The sequence below is a fragment of the Cylindrospermum sp. FACHB-282 genome, assembly GCF_014697195.1.
GTDB lineage: Bacteria > Cyanobacteriota > Cyanobacteriia > Cyanobacteriales > Nostocaceae > Cylindrospermum.
Window position 1 is genome coordinate 1 of sequence record NZ_JACJRJ010000002.1, and the last position, 16,040, is coordinate 16,040.

Genomic DNA, 16,040 nt, shown 5'->3' on the forward strand with positions numbered 1-16,040 from the left:
ACATCAAATTGGTGTAGTGGTATTTGGGTGGAATCAGGGACAAAGACAAGAAGCGCAGTTAGGTAGAACAACGCAATCATTTGTGCAGATACCAACCGCCAAACTCAAAAAACGAGTTAAACAGTTATGCGAGTACCACGGCATCAAATTTGTAGAAACTGAAGAATCCTATACCAGTAAAACTAGTTTTTTAGATGGTGATTTTCTACCTACTTTCGGCGCAAAACCTGAAGGGTGGAAACCAAGTGGAAAACGAGTAAAACGCGGTATGTTCCGCACAGGAAAAGGACTATTTATTAACGCTGATTTAAATGGTGCAGCGAATATACTTCGCAAGGTAGAGACACAATTAGGACTCGTCCTAGTCAAGGTCTGTAGGCAAGTTTTGACCCTTGCTACCAGATTTCGTATCTGGGAAACCAAAACTAAAAAGCGAAGTGGTACGGCTTCAGCCTACCACGTAGTATCAGTTTAGAATCCCCGTGTCTTTAGACCGGGGAGAGGTCAACACCTATGACTTATATAATTCTGTCAACGATTTAGAAGCAGCCAAAGCGCTGGTAGAAGAAGCCAAAAATAACGCCAAAATTGTGATCGTGTCGATGCAAGTGGGAGCAGAGGGAACAGGCTCGCTGCATATTAAAAATCAAACAGAGTTTTTTTATGGAGAAAATCGGGGTAATGCGCTGAAGTTTGCCCGGACAATGATAGATACAGGAGCGGATTTAGTGCTGGGACATGGGCCCCACGTTCCGAGAGCGATAGAAATGTATAAAGGAAAGATGATTGCTTATTCTTTAGGCAACTTTTTGGGATACCGGACTTTAGCCACAAATGCCCAAACTGGTTACTCGATGATTTTAGAAGTCAAGCTCAACTCAGAGGGAGATTTAGTATCAAGTAAAATTATCCCAGTTCATCTAAATCGCCAAGGTATTCCGCAAATCGATCAACATTTTCGGACTGTAGGACTCCTGCGATATTTGAATAAATCCGATTTCCCTAATGATCCTGTGGAGTTTAATCAACAAGGAGAAGTTATAGTGTTCAATAGCAAATAAGCTTAACTAATTGCCTTCCAGCTTTTCTGCTGGCTTTTCATCTTTTTGGGATTGAGTTTCAACAGGTGAATTTTGTTTTGTTTCCTGTGTTGGGACTACCACAGCCCCAGGATCTGAGCGCTGGGATTGTGTCGGTGGTGGGGCTGCTGGTATAACTACAGAATTTTCCGGTTTGACGGGTTGAGGTGGGCTGGAATTCTGACTAGCAGGGGGCGTGTTATTTTCTGGGGGTGTTTCAGGGGAAGAATTACGAGTCTCTCGAATCACCCGCAGCTTCTCCACTACCGACGGTGAAGGGGCAACAGTAGGAGTAACTGAGGGTTGCTCTGTGTCGCGCGGTGAGGATGCCTCAGAGTTGTTTCGAGGCGATCGCTCTGTTGAAATGTTACTGTTACTGGGAGTTTCTTCTGGGGAAACACGACGATTACGCTTGCTACGCCTAGAAGTAGAAGACAGTGGTACAGATTCAGTTGGCGAGGAGGTTTCCGTCTGTTTACCCAGGGGTGACGAGGCACTATTAATAGAAGGTATTACCTGAGAAGGTTTTTGAGTAGGCTGTTCAAAAAGTGGTTTGGCTACTGGCTGCGGCTGAGATTTGGGTAACATCCTTGTGATGCTAAAACTTGCTGTGGCGGCAATAAGTGCCACACCTAGGCTCACAAATACCTTAGATGTGAGCAATTTCTGAGTCGGTGATATAACTTTCCCCTTCGTCGATGGTACTTGATTGGGACTCTGGGTTGTTTTCTTTAGCAACTTTTCTGGCTGCTGCGGTACAGATAAACTGATGGTGGGTACTGTGTGAGTGGGTACGGATTGAGGCGTCAAATCCAGCCCATTTCTAGGTAAAAGTTGCAGCCACTCTGCGACTGTCGCCGGTCGAAAACGAGATTCCACTGCCATACCACGCATTACAGCCTGATTAACAGCAGCACTCAGATGGGGTTGTAGTTCGCGGGGGGAGGGCATCTTTTCGCGATCGCGTAGCAGTGACGGAATAGGAACTTGTGCCGTTAGCAGTGCATACAAGGTTGCTGCCAAACCATAAATGTCTGTTGCTGGTGTGCGCGGTGCTTGGGTCATATACTGCTCAATTGGGGAATAACCCTCAGAAACTATCCCCGTGTGAGTCTGCTGCACACCGCTATTAAATTCCCTAGCAATACCAAAATCAATCAGCACTACTTCCTGAGTTCCTTGGCGGAGAATGATATTATCCGGTTTAATATCTCGGTGTAGCAGACTATTCTGGTGTACTACCTGCAATGCCGCGCCAATTTGCCGGATGTAATGAATTGCTGTTGCTTCGGACAAAGGTATCCCTGGTAAGACAAATGCCTCTCCTAAAGTTTCACCAGGAATGTATTCCATCACCATGTAAGGCAGTCCAGCCTCAACAAAAAAGTCACTGACCCGGACTATATTTGGATGGACACAAGTAGCTAATCTTCTGGCTTCATCTTGGAATTGTCCCTCGAACTTGGAAAAATCAGGATGTTGTCGCAGTGGTTCATTAATGGTTTTCATCACTACCTCTTGATTTAAATAGTGATGCATAGCTTTGAATGTCACACCAAAGCCGCCGCGCCCTATTTCCTCGATTAGGGTATATTTTCCACTCTGTAAAATTGTGCCTGCTAACATAGGGAATTTAGTCTAAAAAAGAATCAGCCTGTAACAGTCAAGGGTCAATCATCTAACAATTTATGTAGATTTAGACGAAATACTTGGATAATTAGCTATCTAGTAAGTAGTCCTGAGTGTTAAGAGATTGCCAAAAAAAGTTTTCCCATATTTTATCGAGCAAAAATTTCGTCAGTTAATGGCTAGTCCTGCTTGCCTATCCTACGGGATGATTTAGTTTTTAGATCGCCTTCAAGGGAAAAACCTCCTCACGATTGCCCTAGTTTTGTCTTTTCACTCTAGCTGATGAAGCTCATACTTTCACTAATACCCTGAATGCGTTATTGCGGCTAAAAGCGCTGACCTATGCCTATATGCACTTGACCTTCACCTTGGTCATTAATGCCGTAGTCAGCGCGAATTAAGCCCAAAGGTGAGTCAACGCGCAACCCAGCCCCATAACCAAAACCATAACCTGGTTTACCCCTTGCCCCTGCTGGGTCTCCCAAGACGGTATCACCAGAACCTAAGTCTGAGGCATAGTCGGCAAACAGCACACCTCCTAAAATTGGGATGATCGGGAAGCGGTATTCGGCGGAAGCTAACACATAACTGCGACCACTGCCTACTTCTCCAGAGTTGTAACCGCGCACTGAATTGGAACCACCCAAGTTAAAGGTTTCATAAGGTGGTAAGTCACCAATCACTGTACCGGCTTGCAGATTCAGAGCAAAGACTTGTGGCTGTTTGCTGTTAAATAGCTTGAGTGGCACGTACTGGCTGTAATTCGCCCGTAGACGATTCATGGAAATATTACCTTGACCGAGGAGAGGAATAGATTGTTCAGTACTCAAACTGATGATGGAACCTTGAGTTGGTTTAGTGGGGTTATTCCGGTGGTCTTGGATGGCGCTGAAAGATACGGTGGTAAGGTCGTCCACCCCAGTTCCACTAAAAGATAGGGGATTACCTTTGGCATCGGTGGGAGTGATATTGCCGTCGCGATCGCGAATACTGGTGCGAGTATAGTTAACCCCTAAGGATGTATTCCAGTCGTCAATCGGTTGCTGGAAACTAAAACCACCGCCCAATCTAGCTTCCCGCACTTTATCACCGTTAGCCAGTTTAATTTTGTCATCAAAAGTATCGGAAAGTTCACGCTGACGGAAGGCATTGATGCTGTAGCCTAAGCGATTAGGGTTAGTTTCCCGATAGGGACTGGTAAATTTCGTATCAAATTGCACGTCTTGGCTACTAACACCAACATTCACAACCACGGTATCGTTAATGCCGCCGACATTCTGGTCTTTATAGTTTAAGGTGCCTACTAGCCCCTGATCGGCGTTATAGTTACCGCCTAAGTTGACCGAACGTGCCCCAAGTTCTTTGAGTTCATAGATCAAATCAACTTTTGTGGCATCCCCTTCAAAGGCAAGATTCACGGTTTCAAATAAGCCAGTACGAGATAGTTGCTGCGCGTCTTGTCTGGCTAGATTTTCTTGGAAAACTTGACCTGGTTGTAACTTGAGTTGCTGTCGCAAAAAATCTGGTTTAGTACGTCCCTTTACTGGTTCACCTTTGCTATCAATGGTTTCTCCCTTGTCGTTGACAAAGCGAAACTTGATATCACCTACTAATCCTTCAGCAAGATTTAAGGTGAGGATGCCTTCTCGGCTGGGTTTGATGGAGAGTACCCTAGCTAGGCTATAACCATTGTCGGCATACCACTTGTTAATTTTTTGTACTGCAAGCTTAAGTCCAGCGGGACTGATGACTTTGCCAATCTGAGGCTGTAAGCTTTCTAGGGCTACTTTGTAAGTGAGGATACGCGCACCTGATAGTTGCAGCGATCGCACCACAACTGGTTGCACCTGATACACTACATTTAACCCAGCAGGGGTAATGCGGCTGTTCACACTGGCGATCGCAAATAAACCTGTATCTAAAATTGCTGCTACATCCTTTTGCAACTGGCTTTGACTAGTTTCTCCCCCCTTTTGGGTTTTAATCACTTGGCGAATTATCTGCTGCAATTCTTGACCAACCCCCACTATCTGCACATCTGTAGCTGTGACGACTAAATCATTGACTATGGTAGGAGGAGTTGGGGGATTTGGGGAGTTGGGGATTTGAGGAGTGGGAAAATCTAGCCTTTGGGGAGTTGAGGAATTAGAAAATTCAGGAGTGGGAAAATCTAGCCTTTGGGGAGTTGAGGAATTAGAAAATTCAGGAGTGGGAAAATCTAGCCCTTGGGGAGGTGGGACGATGATTCTAACTGGAGAGTTTTGTTTAACTACCGATTTTAAAACTACTGGGGAATTGTTATTCACACCTGTTGGCACAACTACAGGATTTTGAGAAAATTGCTGAGTAACTACGGTTTCTGGGGAAGCGATGGTCGCCTCCACCCGTGCAGGTGTATCTTCAATGACTGACACCACCACATCTGGGGCTTTTTCCGCCTGAGTGGCAGCTTTAGCAGGTGCAGCCTTAGCTTGCTGAGTGACATTACTAGCAGCCAAAGTAGCTAAAGTAAAAATTGCCGCAGAAGAAACTCGCATAATATATTTAACCTAATTAACTGGGAGTTAGTTGTAGCGAGGTCAGGCAATGGGGATAATACTAACTTCCAGCTGCTTTGCCGATTTATACCCCCATTTATACCCTTTGGACAAACAGACAGTTGATTGTGATTTTTTGTTTCCTGTCGGCAACTTCTGGCTGTCAGTTGGAAACTTTTGCCTCACCAAACAAAGAAAAATTTGACTACTGGTTAATTCCTATTTTTATCAGAGAAAAGACTTTTTGATACTGAAAATTCTCAACGTGAGGTTTTATGAGTGATTTATCCCAGTTATCTTCATCTTCTCACGCCCAAGGCGCAACGTCTCGTTTGCAGTTACTAGTTTTAAGTAATGGTCATGGGGAGGATATGATTGCAGTTCGCATTTTGCAAGAACTCCAGCAACAATCAAACCCACCAGATATATTTGCTTTACCTCTGGTGGGTGAAGGACGCGCTTACCAACAGTTGGATCTACCGCTGATCGGTTCAGTCCGCACTATGCCTTCTGGGGGCTTTATTTATATGGATGGACGGCAATTGGTGCGAGATGTGCGCGGCGGTTTATTGTCACTTACCTGGAACCAAATTCAAGCTGTGCGCCGCTGGGTTAGTTCTCAAAAAAAATTAGGTAACAAGAAAGCTATCTTAGCTGTAGGGGATATTGTACCGTTATTATTTGCAACTTTCAGCGGTGCTAACTATGCCTTTGTGGGCACGGCGAAATCGGAATATTATGTGCGGGATGAAGTCGGGCTGTTACCACGAAAATCAAAATCTGCCAATTGGGAAAACTTTTCTGGTTCGATTTATCATCCTTGGGAGAGATGGTTAATGAGTCGTCAACCTTGTCGGGCGGTGTTCCCTAGAGATTCATTGACAACACAAATTTTAAAGAAGTGGCCGATTCCTGCTTTTGATTTGGGAAATCCGATGATGGATGGTTTGGAACCCAGTTTTTCCCGCCCACAATTTTATAGTGCTGATGCCCAGCAACAAGAAATAATTCGCCCTTTAATTGTGACGCTTTTGCCTGGTTCTCGTCCACCAGAAGCATATAGCAATTGGGAAATGATCATGATTGCTGTATCTGCACTGATGGCAGGTTTTCGGGAACGAGATTCTGTTTTTCCCTCGAATGGTACAGTGGTTTTTTTAGGAGCGATCGCACCTGGTTTGGACTGCGACATTTTGTCCCAAACATTGAAAGTCCAAGGCTGGCGACTGCATGAATCGTCTCCGATCCAACTTGCTGATCCCAATGCCTTAATATTTAAAAATAAAAATGCCTATCTCATGTTGTCACAATATGCATATAATGACTGCTTGCATTTAGGAGATTTAGCGATCGCTATGGCAGGAACAGCCACAGAACAATTTGTTGGTTTAGGCAAACCAGCGATCGCCATTCCCGGCAATGGCCCCCAATATAACCCTGCCTTCGCCGAAGCCCAAAGTCGTCTTTTAGGAGCATCTCTGATTTTAATAGACCAACCAGTAAAAGTGGCACAAGTAGTCCAATCCTTGCTGAAATATCCCGACAGCTTGCAGCTCATAGCCGAAAATGGTGTCCAGCGAATGGGAACTCCAGGGGCAGCCAGACGTATTGCTGACCGTTTGCGGGAACGACTGGGTTAAGATTCTCCCACTGCTTTAAGCAGTGGGATTGTGATTAACAACTGCAAAAATTTCTTTTCTGGTTCTTCTATCTAAATTTGTCTCAGCTATGCCACTAAACCAGAACGCAAAGCGCGAACAGCTGCTTGAGTACGATCATCCGCACAGAGTTTATTCAAGATGTTGCGAACATGGGTTTTGACCGTCCCAACAGTAATATAAAGTTTCTCAGCAATCTGCCCATTGCTACATCCTGAGACAATCAACTCTAAAATTTCTAGTTCTCTTTGAGTCAGGGGGTAAGTTTCTAAAACTTTCTCGTATTCAGTGGCCAGCGCCTCAATTTTCACAGTCTTAGACTTATCAGATGGTTGGTTATCTCCTGGTATACCTTGCCGCATCTTCCGCAAAACCACATTGGCGATTGCCGGATCAATCCAAGAGTTACCATTGTAAGTTGCTTGTATTGCCTCAGTTAATTTATTGATGCTTGTCTCTTTCATGTAATAAGAATCTGCCCCCGCCGCAAAAGCAGCCAGGACGGCATCCTCTGTGTGATCCATTGTCAGGATGAGAATCTTTGTTGCCGACTGCCCAGTTTCAGCTTGGTAGCGTCTAAATTTGCGGGTGAGTTCAATGCCATCCATGTCCGGCAAGCCAATATCTACGACTGCCACATCTGGCTTAGTAGTCTCCAAAAGTTTGAGTCCTTGAGTGGCATTTGCAGCTTCACCAATAACTCTCAATCCGCTGTGAGACTGTAATGCAGCTCTTAGTCCCATTCTGGTCAAATCATGATCTTCAATTAAAAGAATGCTAATTTCACTCATTGCTACACCCATTCTTAGCTGATCGCATCTCTGCAAATTATGACCTTTATAAGTGCTTTTTTATTATTTTCCCAAACCAAAGATAGATGATATTTAACCCAACCTGCATCCACCGATAGAAATAATAATCTTATTTTTTTCTATTTAGTCTAGAGCTAAAAATCTAGCTGGAGGTATATGGCTATTTTCTCAACAACTATGAAATATTGATACGAACACGAAACCTAATACTCCTTTGTAATGACTCAGCCTTCATTCGTCAAGATTTACCTTTAAAATTATCTTATACAAACCTTTGAAAAAGGTAACACAAATGAAATAATTAAAATAGTCCGAAGCTGCCTTAAGCGCAGGTCTTAGTTGCCCCTTTTGGTAAACTAGTCAGAAAAGACGGGAGAGAACCAATAAGATTAGAGCCTTGAAGCAAGGATACTTATTTCTTGTGCTAGCATACGGCAACGCCAAGGATGAACGCATCTCAAAAGAAATCTTTTGCCCTTTTCCATAAATAAATTGAGTTGCTCTGAAATCTTATGTACAGGTAATTCCCTCTGGCTTCCTGCTCCTCGCTCTCCTGCCTCCTTCGGTCAAGGGGCAATCTTCCATGAAGCCTAAGGGATTACCCGTTTTCAGATACCTGACAGTAAGTGGATTACGCCAAAAGCTTTACTTCTGGTGCCGCAACTCGAAAGCATTGGTAATTTTCACCCTAGCTCTAGCTTCTGGCATGGCTAATCTACAGGTATTTACCAACTTAATGGGGAATGGAATTAAGAACTAGATTTCCCACCGCAGATAATAGCCGAGGAGTACAAGCAGGTTATTGTAATTTTATAAACTTTAGAAGACAGTAATCACACAGAAAATACTGGCATTGGTCTGGGGTTCGGTAAAAAATCGTTGAAACACAAGGAGGTCTGATTACTTTAAATTCACCAGTAGGCGTAGTCAGCGCATTTTACTTTACCTGGATGAATCAAACTGCTCAAGCTTCTGGTACCAATGTTTGTATGCAACTCTCACTAATGGCTGAGGACGGGTAATCGCCTACTCATTTACAATTGTCTTGAGCTAGATAAAGTATTTTATTTTACTCTAGATTGGCTGAGTTTGTCATGGCAGACAATTATGTTCAAATTGCTAATTATTTTAGAGCTATTAGCCATGAGCGGAGAAATCAACAACTTAAATGTTGCTGAATATATTCTAAAACCTGTAATCTTAGCTAGCTTTGTGGAGACGATAGCAACGCCGAATGTACAAAATTTCTGAGTTAATCAAGACCTAAAAAATACTTTCTTGTTCAGTTGGATAGTTTGAAAATAGAAATGCTATACATCAACCTATGTTTGGCAGCGAAAATAAAAACCGATGGAAGAGACGCTGAAAATTTTGGTTGTAGACGATGACGAAGTAGACCGCATGGCAGTGCGTCGTGCCCTGACTAAAGCATGTGTTCGCATGGAATTGACTGAGGTAGGTGATGGCAATGATGCAATCTCTGCCCTAGAAAATCATAGCTATGACTGCGTTTTACTTGATGATTGCCTACTAGACCAAGATGGTTTAAACATAATCCACAAGCTGCGCTCTTCAGAAATCAAAGTTCCTGTAGTCATCTTGACAAATCAAGGAGATGAACAAATTGCTGTTGAATTGATGAAAGCAGGTGCTACAGACTATCTCTCTAAATCTAGGGTAACATCAGAAACTTTGGCACAAATTTTGCGAAATGCCATTCGGTTACATAGGGCAGAAATGAAAGCAGCTTTGGCAAATCAGCAACTCAGAGAAAGTCATGAGGAGTTGCTCCAGAAAAACCAAGAATTGGAAAAGCAACGGCAACAGATTCAGTTACAAAACTTGAAATTATTGGAGGCATCCCGGCTAAAGTCACAGTTCTTAGCAACCATATCTCACGAGTTGCGGACTCCAATGAATGCTATTATTGGTTTTTCGCAGATTTTATTGCGTCCCAAGTTTGGTCAACTGACGCATCAGCAAGCAGATATGGTAGAGCGGATTTTAAACAATAGTAAGCATTTGCTGATATTGCTCAATGAAGTTCTAGATTTTTCTAAATTGGAGGCAGAACAATTAGAGTTAAAGCCGGAAATTTTTGACCTGCCGAAGGTGATAAATACTACGGTAGGCGAAATACGTTCCCTAGCTGAAGCCAAAAAATTATCTTTACTAGTTCAAACAAATTTGCAAAACACTTTAGTGTTTAATGACCCAGTGCGTGTCCGCCAGATTTTACTTAACCTACTCTCCAACGCAGTTAAGTTTACAGAGTCTGGGGGTATTTGGGTTGAGGTTAAAGAAATTCCAAATCAAGTAATAATTATCGTTCGGGATACAGGAATTGGTATATCTCCGAGAGATTTCAAACATATTTTTGAAGCTTTTCGGCAAGTTGATCAGAGTACCACGCGTAAGTATCCCGGCACAGGCTTGGGTTTAGCAATTATTAATTCGCTTGTACGAATGATGGGGGGCAAGATATTACTTGAAAGTCAATTGGGGGTAGGTTCAATGTTTAAGATTGAGTTGCCACGTCAAATCACATCACCGACTATAGCGGTCAGTACTCCGGCTTTAAACTTGGATGGTGACGAGATTTTTTATTCCGCGCAAAATTCTCATCAGTCTCCATCCCAATCTAGCAAAGCCCCAATAGGGTATCCCCATATCAAACTATAGATTACTTTAAATTACTTCAAAAAGTTGATAAATCATGTCTGTTGTGAAAAATTCTAAAATCGACCGTATCCTCGCCGTTGATGATACTAGAGATAATCTAATTTTAGTACAAACAATTTTAGAAAGTGAAGGCTATGAAATTGAGTTAGTAACAGACGGTGCAGCAGCTTTACAACAGGTACAACAATCTCCACCGGATTTGATTTTGCTTGATGTGATGATGCCAGGGATGGATGGTTATGAAGTGACACGCCGAATTCGCAATAATCCCGATCTCAGCTATATTCCAATTTTGTTGATCACTGCTTTTCATGAATCCAGCGTTGTTGAAGGCTTGGATGGTGGCGCCGACGATTTTATTCGTAAACCATTTGATACAGATGAATTGTTGGCAAGAGTGCGATCGCTGCTGCGCCTAAAGCACAGTATTGACGAACAACAAAAGATGACACGCCAACGGGAAGACTTTGTATCCCGTCTGACTCATGATTTGCGAACACCCTTAGTAGCTGCCGATCGCATGCTTGCTTTATTTGAGCAGGAAACCTTCTGCAAGATTTCGCCGGAAATGAAACAAGCGATCGCTGTCATGATTCGCAGTAACCAAAATTTGATGCAAATGGTCAATACCCTACTAGAAGTCTATCGCTTTGAGGCAGGGAAAAAAACCTTAAGTTGTGAAGACTGTAATTTACCCCAGATAGCTCAAGAGGTAATTAGTGAACTAACTCCTCTGGCAAATGAGAAAAGCTTGACTTTGAAAATAGATACCCATGAGTTAGACAAACTGGGGGATAATGCTGGTGTCGTCTTGGGTGATCACCTAGAACTGCGACGAGTCTTGAACAACTTAATCGGTAATGCCATCAAGTTTACAGACACAGGCGGCATAGAAGTCCGCATTTTTGCAACCTCAGCCACTGCTACCAATAAAGATGGAGTCACAATTGAAGTTGCAGATACAGGTTATGGGATAGCTGCCGAAGACCAAGCAACAATTTTTGAGCGCTTTCGTCAAGGTAGAAATAAACGCTCAGGTAGTGGCTTGGGACTACATCTATCGCGCCGCATTGTAGAAGCACACGGTGGCACAATTGAAGTTACCTCTGAATTAGGCAAAGGCAGCGTATTCACAGTGAAACTACCAAAGCACACTTGAATTTTGCTCCTGAGGGGGTTATTCCTTACACACCTCAAAAGCCAAGTGTGGATGGAATTTCCCGTCAAGCAAACGGCAAATAATCGCCTCTAAATCCTCAATCATGTAGGGTTTGCTAATGTAGTCATTAAAACCCGCTCTGAGGATACGTTCCTGATGTTCTCTACCAGCTAAAGCCGTAACTGCTACCACTGGAATGTCCCTAGTTAGAGGTTCTCGCTTCAAATAACGCACAATTTCCAGACCACTGAGACCTGGCAACAAAATATCCAACAAGATCAGGTCTGGCTGATACTCTTTCGCCACTGGTATAGTCATAGAACTATCAGTTTGACAAATGAATCTACAACCAAGTGACTCAAGGGTATAACTAATCAGCAGTAGACTATCATCATGATCTTCTACTGCCAAAACCAAAGGCCACTGAGAGTTGTGCTTCTTTTCATCACTCATGAATGAATGTGTCAGATACATCTCTTCTCCAGAAGATTCAATTGGGATTCATCGTCTTTCTTATGAGAACAGACGAGACATCCCGCAAGCGATTTGATAGCGCTCATTCAGGGTTGACTCGTGTTTCGCTTTCACCGGGTTAATAATCTTTCTTCAATCCTTAGCTACTTAAAAAAAGGCAAGAAAACCTCAATCTTAATGGGGTAAGCAGACACATCTTGATTATACGCAAAATTAAAGAAAGTTTTCTCCATAACTTTACTATAACTTTATATAGAAAATATAAATACTAATTTACATAAATTACAACATTAGTTTCCTTGTAGCCACATTTTATTTAAGTACTTAACTAATACTTAAAAATACCTAGTAAATAATTTTATGACTTGTGGTACTTATTCACAATAGAGTAAAAAATTTGCCTAGATGATCGACAGCAATGTAGTATGCCAGCATCACTAAACAAAATATTACATTGCTCAATCAGATTACTTATCCACACATAGACTAATCCATAATTAAGGTGATCAAAATTTGCCACAACAAGATTACTCTGAGGATTTTTCACTCTCAACTCAAAACTTGCACATTCGAGGCAAAATAGTAGCAATATCGGCACAAACAAGTAGTTAAACAACTGCGTAACAAAACAGGCGCTGGGATGATCAATTATAAACAAGCGCTGAAAGAAACGAATGGTGACATTAGCAAACCGATCTTTGTTTTTCTTCCTTGAGAACGGGAGCAACCTTTGCCGTAGCCTACCGTACGGCGCTCTGCATCTACGTCACAACTCCTGCTCTTCTTCGTAAAGCCAAAGTTCTGCCACAAGCGATAAACCAATCAGCCACATAAAAACTAAAATCGAAAACCAAACTATTACCATCATGACTAATAAATCCCTGATTTTAGCCAAGAGACATCTTTAACTTATCAACAATTTGATATAGTGAGAGGTACTTGCAACAAAGTGTATAATAAATTATTTTTTCGCTCTGCGCTCTTTGCCTCCTTTGCAGTACGTCAAAAAAAATTATCTTCACCACACAGATATGATTCCTATTTATCCCTGATTTCCAAAAACATAAAAAACCTAGTTGCTATAACAGCAACTAGGCTAATATTTAGCTTAAACTACCACACAATTGCTGCTTTAATCAGAGCTAATAATTAGCTCTACACAACCAATTAAGCAGTAGTTTTTTCTAAATTAACCTTAACAACCTTGAGTTTTTCTTCCTCAAGTTTCGGCAGTATTAAATTTAGGATGCCATCTTTATATTCTGCCGTAACTTTAGTGTTTTGGATTTGAGATGGCAAAGGAATCAACCGCTGGAACTTACCATAATGAAATTCGGTCTTTGTAATACCTTTTTCCTCAGTTTTGCTTTCTTGCTTACGCTCACCGCTGACATAAACGGCTTTTTCTGTAACTTGTATATCCAGGTCTTTAGACTCAATTCCTGGTAGCTCTAACTTCAGATGAATCGCCTCTTCAGTTTCTTGCAACTCAGCCGCAGGAACCTTGACTAAACCTTTTTCAATCAATCCAGATGGAACTCTAGTATCTTCAAACAAGCGGTCGATTTGACGTTGGAGAGTGCTAAATTCTTGCCAAGGGTTGTAACGAACTAACATATTGGTTTATTCCTTCTGTGAGTAATATGTTTGGTGAACCAATCGCCGGAATCAAATCCTTGATTTGTTCTCATATTATTGAGAAATTAAAATGCTGTAAATTCGGTTTTTATCACCAGGCTAATGATGATTCCCGAACCCTAATAATAGGTGTGGAAAGCTGCAATATTAGTGGTTCGGTAAACCCGATAAATGCTGACTTGACTGTGGGCACTAGAAAAGGAATCTTGCCTAAATACTGACTGTTCTTAATTTGAAGGAAGTCAAATTTTGCATCACTCAGCTTGTGAAAGGGTTAAGTAGGTTGGTGTAAATAATTCAAGGTTGGTAGTGAGGGCTAAAGCCCTCTCTATCTCTTGTGGTCAACGCTACGCGGTAAGCGCAGCTATGCCCGCTTTCTCTTTACAACGTAGGGCTGAACCCCTTACTACGAAATAATTTCAATATTTTTCACCTTAATTAACATAGTTTTATTTCTTTTCGCCTACTTACTTAGCTGGTATCTGCTTTGTTGTTTACCCTTGACGCAGCTGTTCTTGTGTATTATCCTGTACTACAGGAGCTAGAGTGAAATCAGACGCTTTGCTGATTATTTACTGCCTGTCCTGCTTTAGTCTTCAAAATTTTCAACCCAGCAGCGAGATAATATGTAAATTTATGTAATACAGCTAAAGCTGAGTCAGAAGATTCTGACTGGCTGTCTTCTTCAAATTTAGCCACTTGTGTGTCCTCAGAGTTCAGAGATCGAGACTAGCCTACATACACAGCAAGGACTGTGTAATAACTCACCAGCGGAATCCCTGCCAAATAATGAACGCTTTACCCTGGCAACTTGCACGCAAGTAGTTTATAGTTACGATCAAACTTTTTCACAAGCTCCTGCGTTAGAACAGAATAAATCAACTATTGCTGCACAACCGAAAATATGGAATTTGATTATTTTAGAAATAATGAAGGCAATCCCGCAAATAATAACCGTCAAAGCTTGCTGGCTAGCGGTTGGCGTCCGTTTCAGCGCGATTTTGATTGGGGCTTTTTCTGGCAAATTCTATCTCATGATACCCAAGAATTAGGCCAAAAAAGTATTAACCTAGCAAGTTATTATGCTGATGCTTTAGGAAGAAAAGATTATTCTTGGTTTGCAAATATATTAAATGTAGCTTCAGATTATACCCGTGGCGAGTTTCAAAAGTTTTGGAATTACATTACACCAGAACCTTTGATGCCAGATCAACGCTACAAAGACGTTTTGAGTACAGAAACGCCTATCTTGCAATTTGTCAGCCGCAGCAGCATTCCTATTGATTATGTTCTAAATAGACTGCAAGAAATTACTGTCTTGCGAGTTTTAAATTTGTTGGGAAGTCCTGATATTATTACCCAGTATTACTTAGAAAGAGATTTTTATTTTCCTGTAGAGAAATTTGTTAACTGGGAACGCCTAGAAGTTGTTAATACTGTTTATGCTTACTGGATAAAATACGACCTTTGGCTACAAATTGACCCTTATGATCGTGGACGACGGCAATATACTTTACTGTCGCAAAATCTTGCGCCATTAATTAACAAAGCGACTTATGACTTAGCAGTGATGCTGAGTGGATATCAAAGTCGTGTAGGCAAGGTTCACAGTCAGTTTCCTATTCGCACATTTCCGGCAGATATTCAAAATTTTACTGACTCGGTACAGCAGGCAATTCTCAACCAAAATCAATTAGCGGTTGTGGTACATGGAGAACCGGGTACAGGTAAAACGGCATGGACACAGGCAGTCGCGAAAGAAATTCTTGTAGCTTTAGGGTATGTAATTTTTATTCTCGATCATGATGCGATTGAAAATTTTGTCCCACCGACTTATTTAGAGCGGATTTGTATTGTCATTAATGAAGCTGATAATTTAGCTCAAAATCGCGCTTCGGAAGTAGCACAATACAATAACAAAACAGAACATATTTTGGCTTTGCTTGATGGTACTTTGTACCAGAGTGTAATTGATGAATCTGGCATTCAGATGAAGCAGCGGTTGGTGATATTAATGACTTGTAATACTACTGAAAGATTAGATCCAGCGATGTTACGCAAGGGTAGAGTGGATTTAATGTATGAGTTTACGCAACGCTATGTCTGAACCATAAAATCCGAAAAAATGGGAAACCTATTGTAGATTGTAGGGTGCGTCAGATGTCGAAAATCTGTTGATTGTTACCGAATTATCGAGTCTGACGCACCCTACAAAGCCGCTAGAAACGTTATGCCCCCACAGTTGAGAAAACCGCTACTCGCATCTGTGGTGTTTTGGAAGTAATAGAAGTAATAGAACAATTAAACCTTTAAAGCTTTATTCAATTGCTCTACCTTTAGGGTGATTTTCTGATTAATTCAGATTTCAGCAG

Annotated in this window: 12 protein-coding genes and 1 pseudogene; 7 read left to right on the plus strand and 6 right to left on the minus strand. The window is 41.8% G+C overall.

Features of this window, described 5'->3' with window-relative positions; all coding sequences use genetic code 11:
- Window positions 1-475: zinc ribbon domain-containing protein (locus H6G32_RS01020; RefSeq protein WP_190453510.1), on the plus strand; the 475-nt coding region annotated here is incomplete at its 5' end.
- A 37-nt stretch (window positions 476-512) separates the two neighbouring features.
- A pseudogene (locus H6G32_RS01025) lies at window positions 513-1,061 on the plus strand (CapA family protein); the annotation flags it as partial.
- 6 nt (window positions 1,062-1,067) lie between these two features.
- On the opposite strand, the gene H6G32_RS01030 reads toward H6G32_RS01025, so the two are convergent.
- Together H6G32_RS01030 and H6G32_RS01035 are read right to left on the minus strand one after the other, a co-directional pair.
- Entirely contained in the window at window positions 1,068-2,705 is a 1,638-nt protein-coding gene (locus H6G32_RS01030) for a serine/threonine protein kinase (RefSeq protein WP_190453513.1), read from the minus strand.
- Window positions 2,706-3,034: 329 nt separating this feature from the next.
- Entirely contained in the window at window positions 3,035-5,245 is a 2,211-nt protein-coding gene (locus tag H6G32_RS01035) for a BamA/TamA family outer membrane protein (protein WP_190453516.1), read from the minus strand.
- 275 nt (window positions 5,246-5,520) lie between these two features.
- Between H6G32_RS01035 and H6G32_RS01040 the strand changes: the two genes are divergently transcribed.
- Entirely contained in the window at window positions 5,521-6,885 is a 1,365-nt protein-coding gene (locus H6G32_RS01040) for a lipid-A-disaccharide synthase-related protein (RefSeq protein ID WP_190453519.1), read from the plus strand.
- 86 nt (window positions 6,886-6,971) lie between these two features.
- On the opposite strand, the gene H6G32_RS01045 is transcribed toward H6G32_RS01040, so the two are convergent.
- Window positions 6,972-7,694 (minus strand): response regulator transcription factor, encoded by a 723-nt coding sequence (locus H6G32_RS01045; protein ID WP_190453522.1) that lies wholly within the window; start codon window positions 7,692-7,694, stop codon window positions 6,972-6,974.
- 604 nt (window positions 7,695-8,298) lie between these two features.
- Between H6G32_RS01045 and H6G32_RS01050 the strand changes: the two genes are divergently transcribed.
- The 3 genes from H6G32_RS01050 (at window position 8,299) to H6G32_RS01060 (ending at window position 11,556) form a co-directional block, all read left to right on the plus strand.
- The gene (locus tag H6G32_RS01050; RefSeq protein ID WP_190453525.1) at window positions 8,299-8,475 is read left to right on the plus strand and encodes a hypothetical protein; all 177 of its coding nucleotides are present in this window, start codon (window positions 8,299-8,301) and stop codon (window positions 8,473-8,475) included.
- A gap of 590 nt (window positions 8,476-9,065) precedes the next feature.
- Window positions 9,066-10,397 carry an ATP-binding response regulator gene (locus tag H6G32_RS01055; protein ID WP_190453527.1) on the plus strand — a complete coding sequence of 444 codons (1,332 nt, stop codon included), beginning with the start codon at window positions 9,066-9,068 and terminating at the stop codon, window positions 10,395-10,397.
- A gap of 34 nt (window positions 10,398-10,431) precedes the next feature.
- Entirely contained in the window at window positions 10,432-11,556 is a 1,125-nt protein-coding gene (locus H6G32_RS01060; protein ID WP_190453530.1) for a hybrid sensor histidine kinase/response regulator, read from the plus strand.
- A gap of 18 nt (window positions 11,557-11,574) precedes the next feature.
- Here the strand turns inward: H6G32_RS01060 and H6G32_RS01065 are convergent, their stop codons facing one another.
- The 3 genes from H6G32_RS01065 to H6G32_RS01075 all read right to left on the minus strand — a co-directional run bounded on the left by H6G32_RS01065 (window position 11,575) and on the right by H6G32_RS01075 (window position 14,367).
- A complete protein-coding gene (locus H6G32_RS01065; RefSeq protein ID WP_190453533.1) occupies window positions 11,575-12,030 on the minus strand; it encodes a response regulator in 456 nt (151 codons plus the stop codon).
- A gap of 1,167 nt (window positions 12,031-13,197) precedes the next feature.
- Window positions 13,198-13,647, minus strand: a complete 450-nt coding sequence (locus H6G32_RS01070) for an Hsp20/alpha crystallin family protein (protein WP_190453535.1) — start codon at window positions 13,645-13,647, stop codon at window positions 13,198-13,200.
- Between the two features lie 573 nt (window positions 13,648-14,220).
- Window positions 14,221-14,367 (minus strand): hypothetical protein, encoded by a 147-nt coding sequence (locus H6G32_RS01075; protein ID WP_190453542.1) that lies wholly within the window; start codon window positions 14,365-14,367, stop codon window positions 14,221-14,223.
- A gap of 205 nt (window positions 14,368-14,572) precedes the next feature.
- Between H6G32_RS01075 and H6G32_RS01080 the strand changes: the two genes are divergently transcribed.
- A complete protein-coding gene (locus H6G32_RS01080) occupies window positions 14,573-15,775 on the plus strand; it encodes an AAA family ATPase (RefSeq protein WP_190453545.1) in 1,203 nt (400 codons plus the stop codon).
- Window positions 15,776-16,040: the final 265 nt, after the last annotated feature.

Coding starts and splice junctions, on each gene's coding strand:
- H6G32_RS01030 (WP_190453513.1), bottom strand. CDS start 2,705: ATGTTAGCAGGCACAATTTTACAGAGTGGAAAATATACCCTAATCGAG.
- H6G32_RS01035 (WP_190453516.1), bottom strand. CDS start 5,245: ATGCGAGTTTCTTCTGCGGCAATTTTTACTTTAGCTACTTTGGCTGCT.
- H6G32_RS01040 (WP_190453519.1), top strand. CDS start 5,521: ATGAGTGATTTATCCCAGTTATCTTCATCTTCTCACGCCCAAGGCGCA.
- H6G32_RS01045 (WP_190453522.1), bottom strand. CDS start 7,694: ATGAGTGAAATTAGCATTCTTTTAATTGAAGATCATGATTTGACCAGA.
- H6G32_RS01050 (WP_190453525.1), top strand. CDS start 8,299: ATGAAGCCTAAGGGATTACCCGTTTTCAGATACCTGACAGTAAGTGGA.
- H6G32_RS01055 (WP_190453527.1), top strand. CDS start 9,066: ATGGAAGAGACGCTGAAAATTTTGGTTGTAGACGATGACGAAGTAGAC.
- H6G32_RS01060 (WP_190453530.1), top strand. CDS start 10,432: ATGTCTGTTGTGAAAAATTCTAAAATCGACCGTATCCTCGCCGTTGAT.
- H6G32_RS01065 (WP_190453533.1), bottom strand. CDS start 12,030: ATGTATCTGACACATTCATTCATGAGTGATGAAAAGAAGCACAACTCT.
- H6G32_RS01070 (WP_190453535.1), bottom strand. CDS start 13,647: ATGTTAGTTCGTTACAACCCTTGGCAAGAATTTAGCACTCTCCAACGT.
- H6G32_RS01080 (WP_190453545.1), top strand. CDS start 14,573: ATGGAATTTGATTATTTTAGAAATAATGAAGGCAATCCCGCAAATAAT.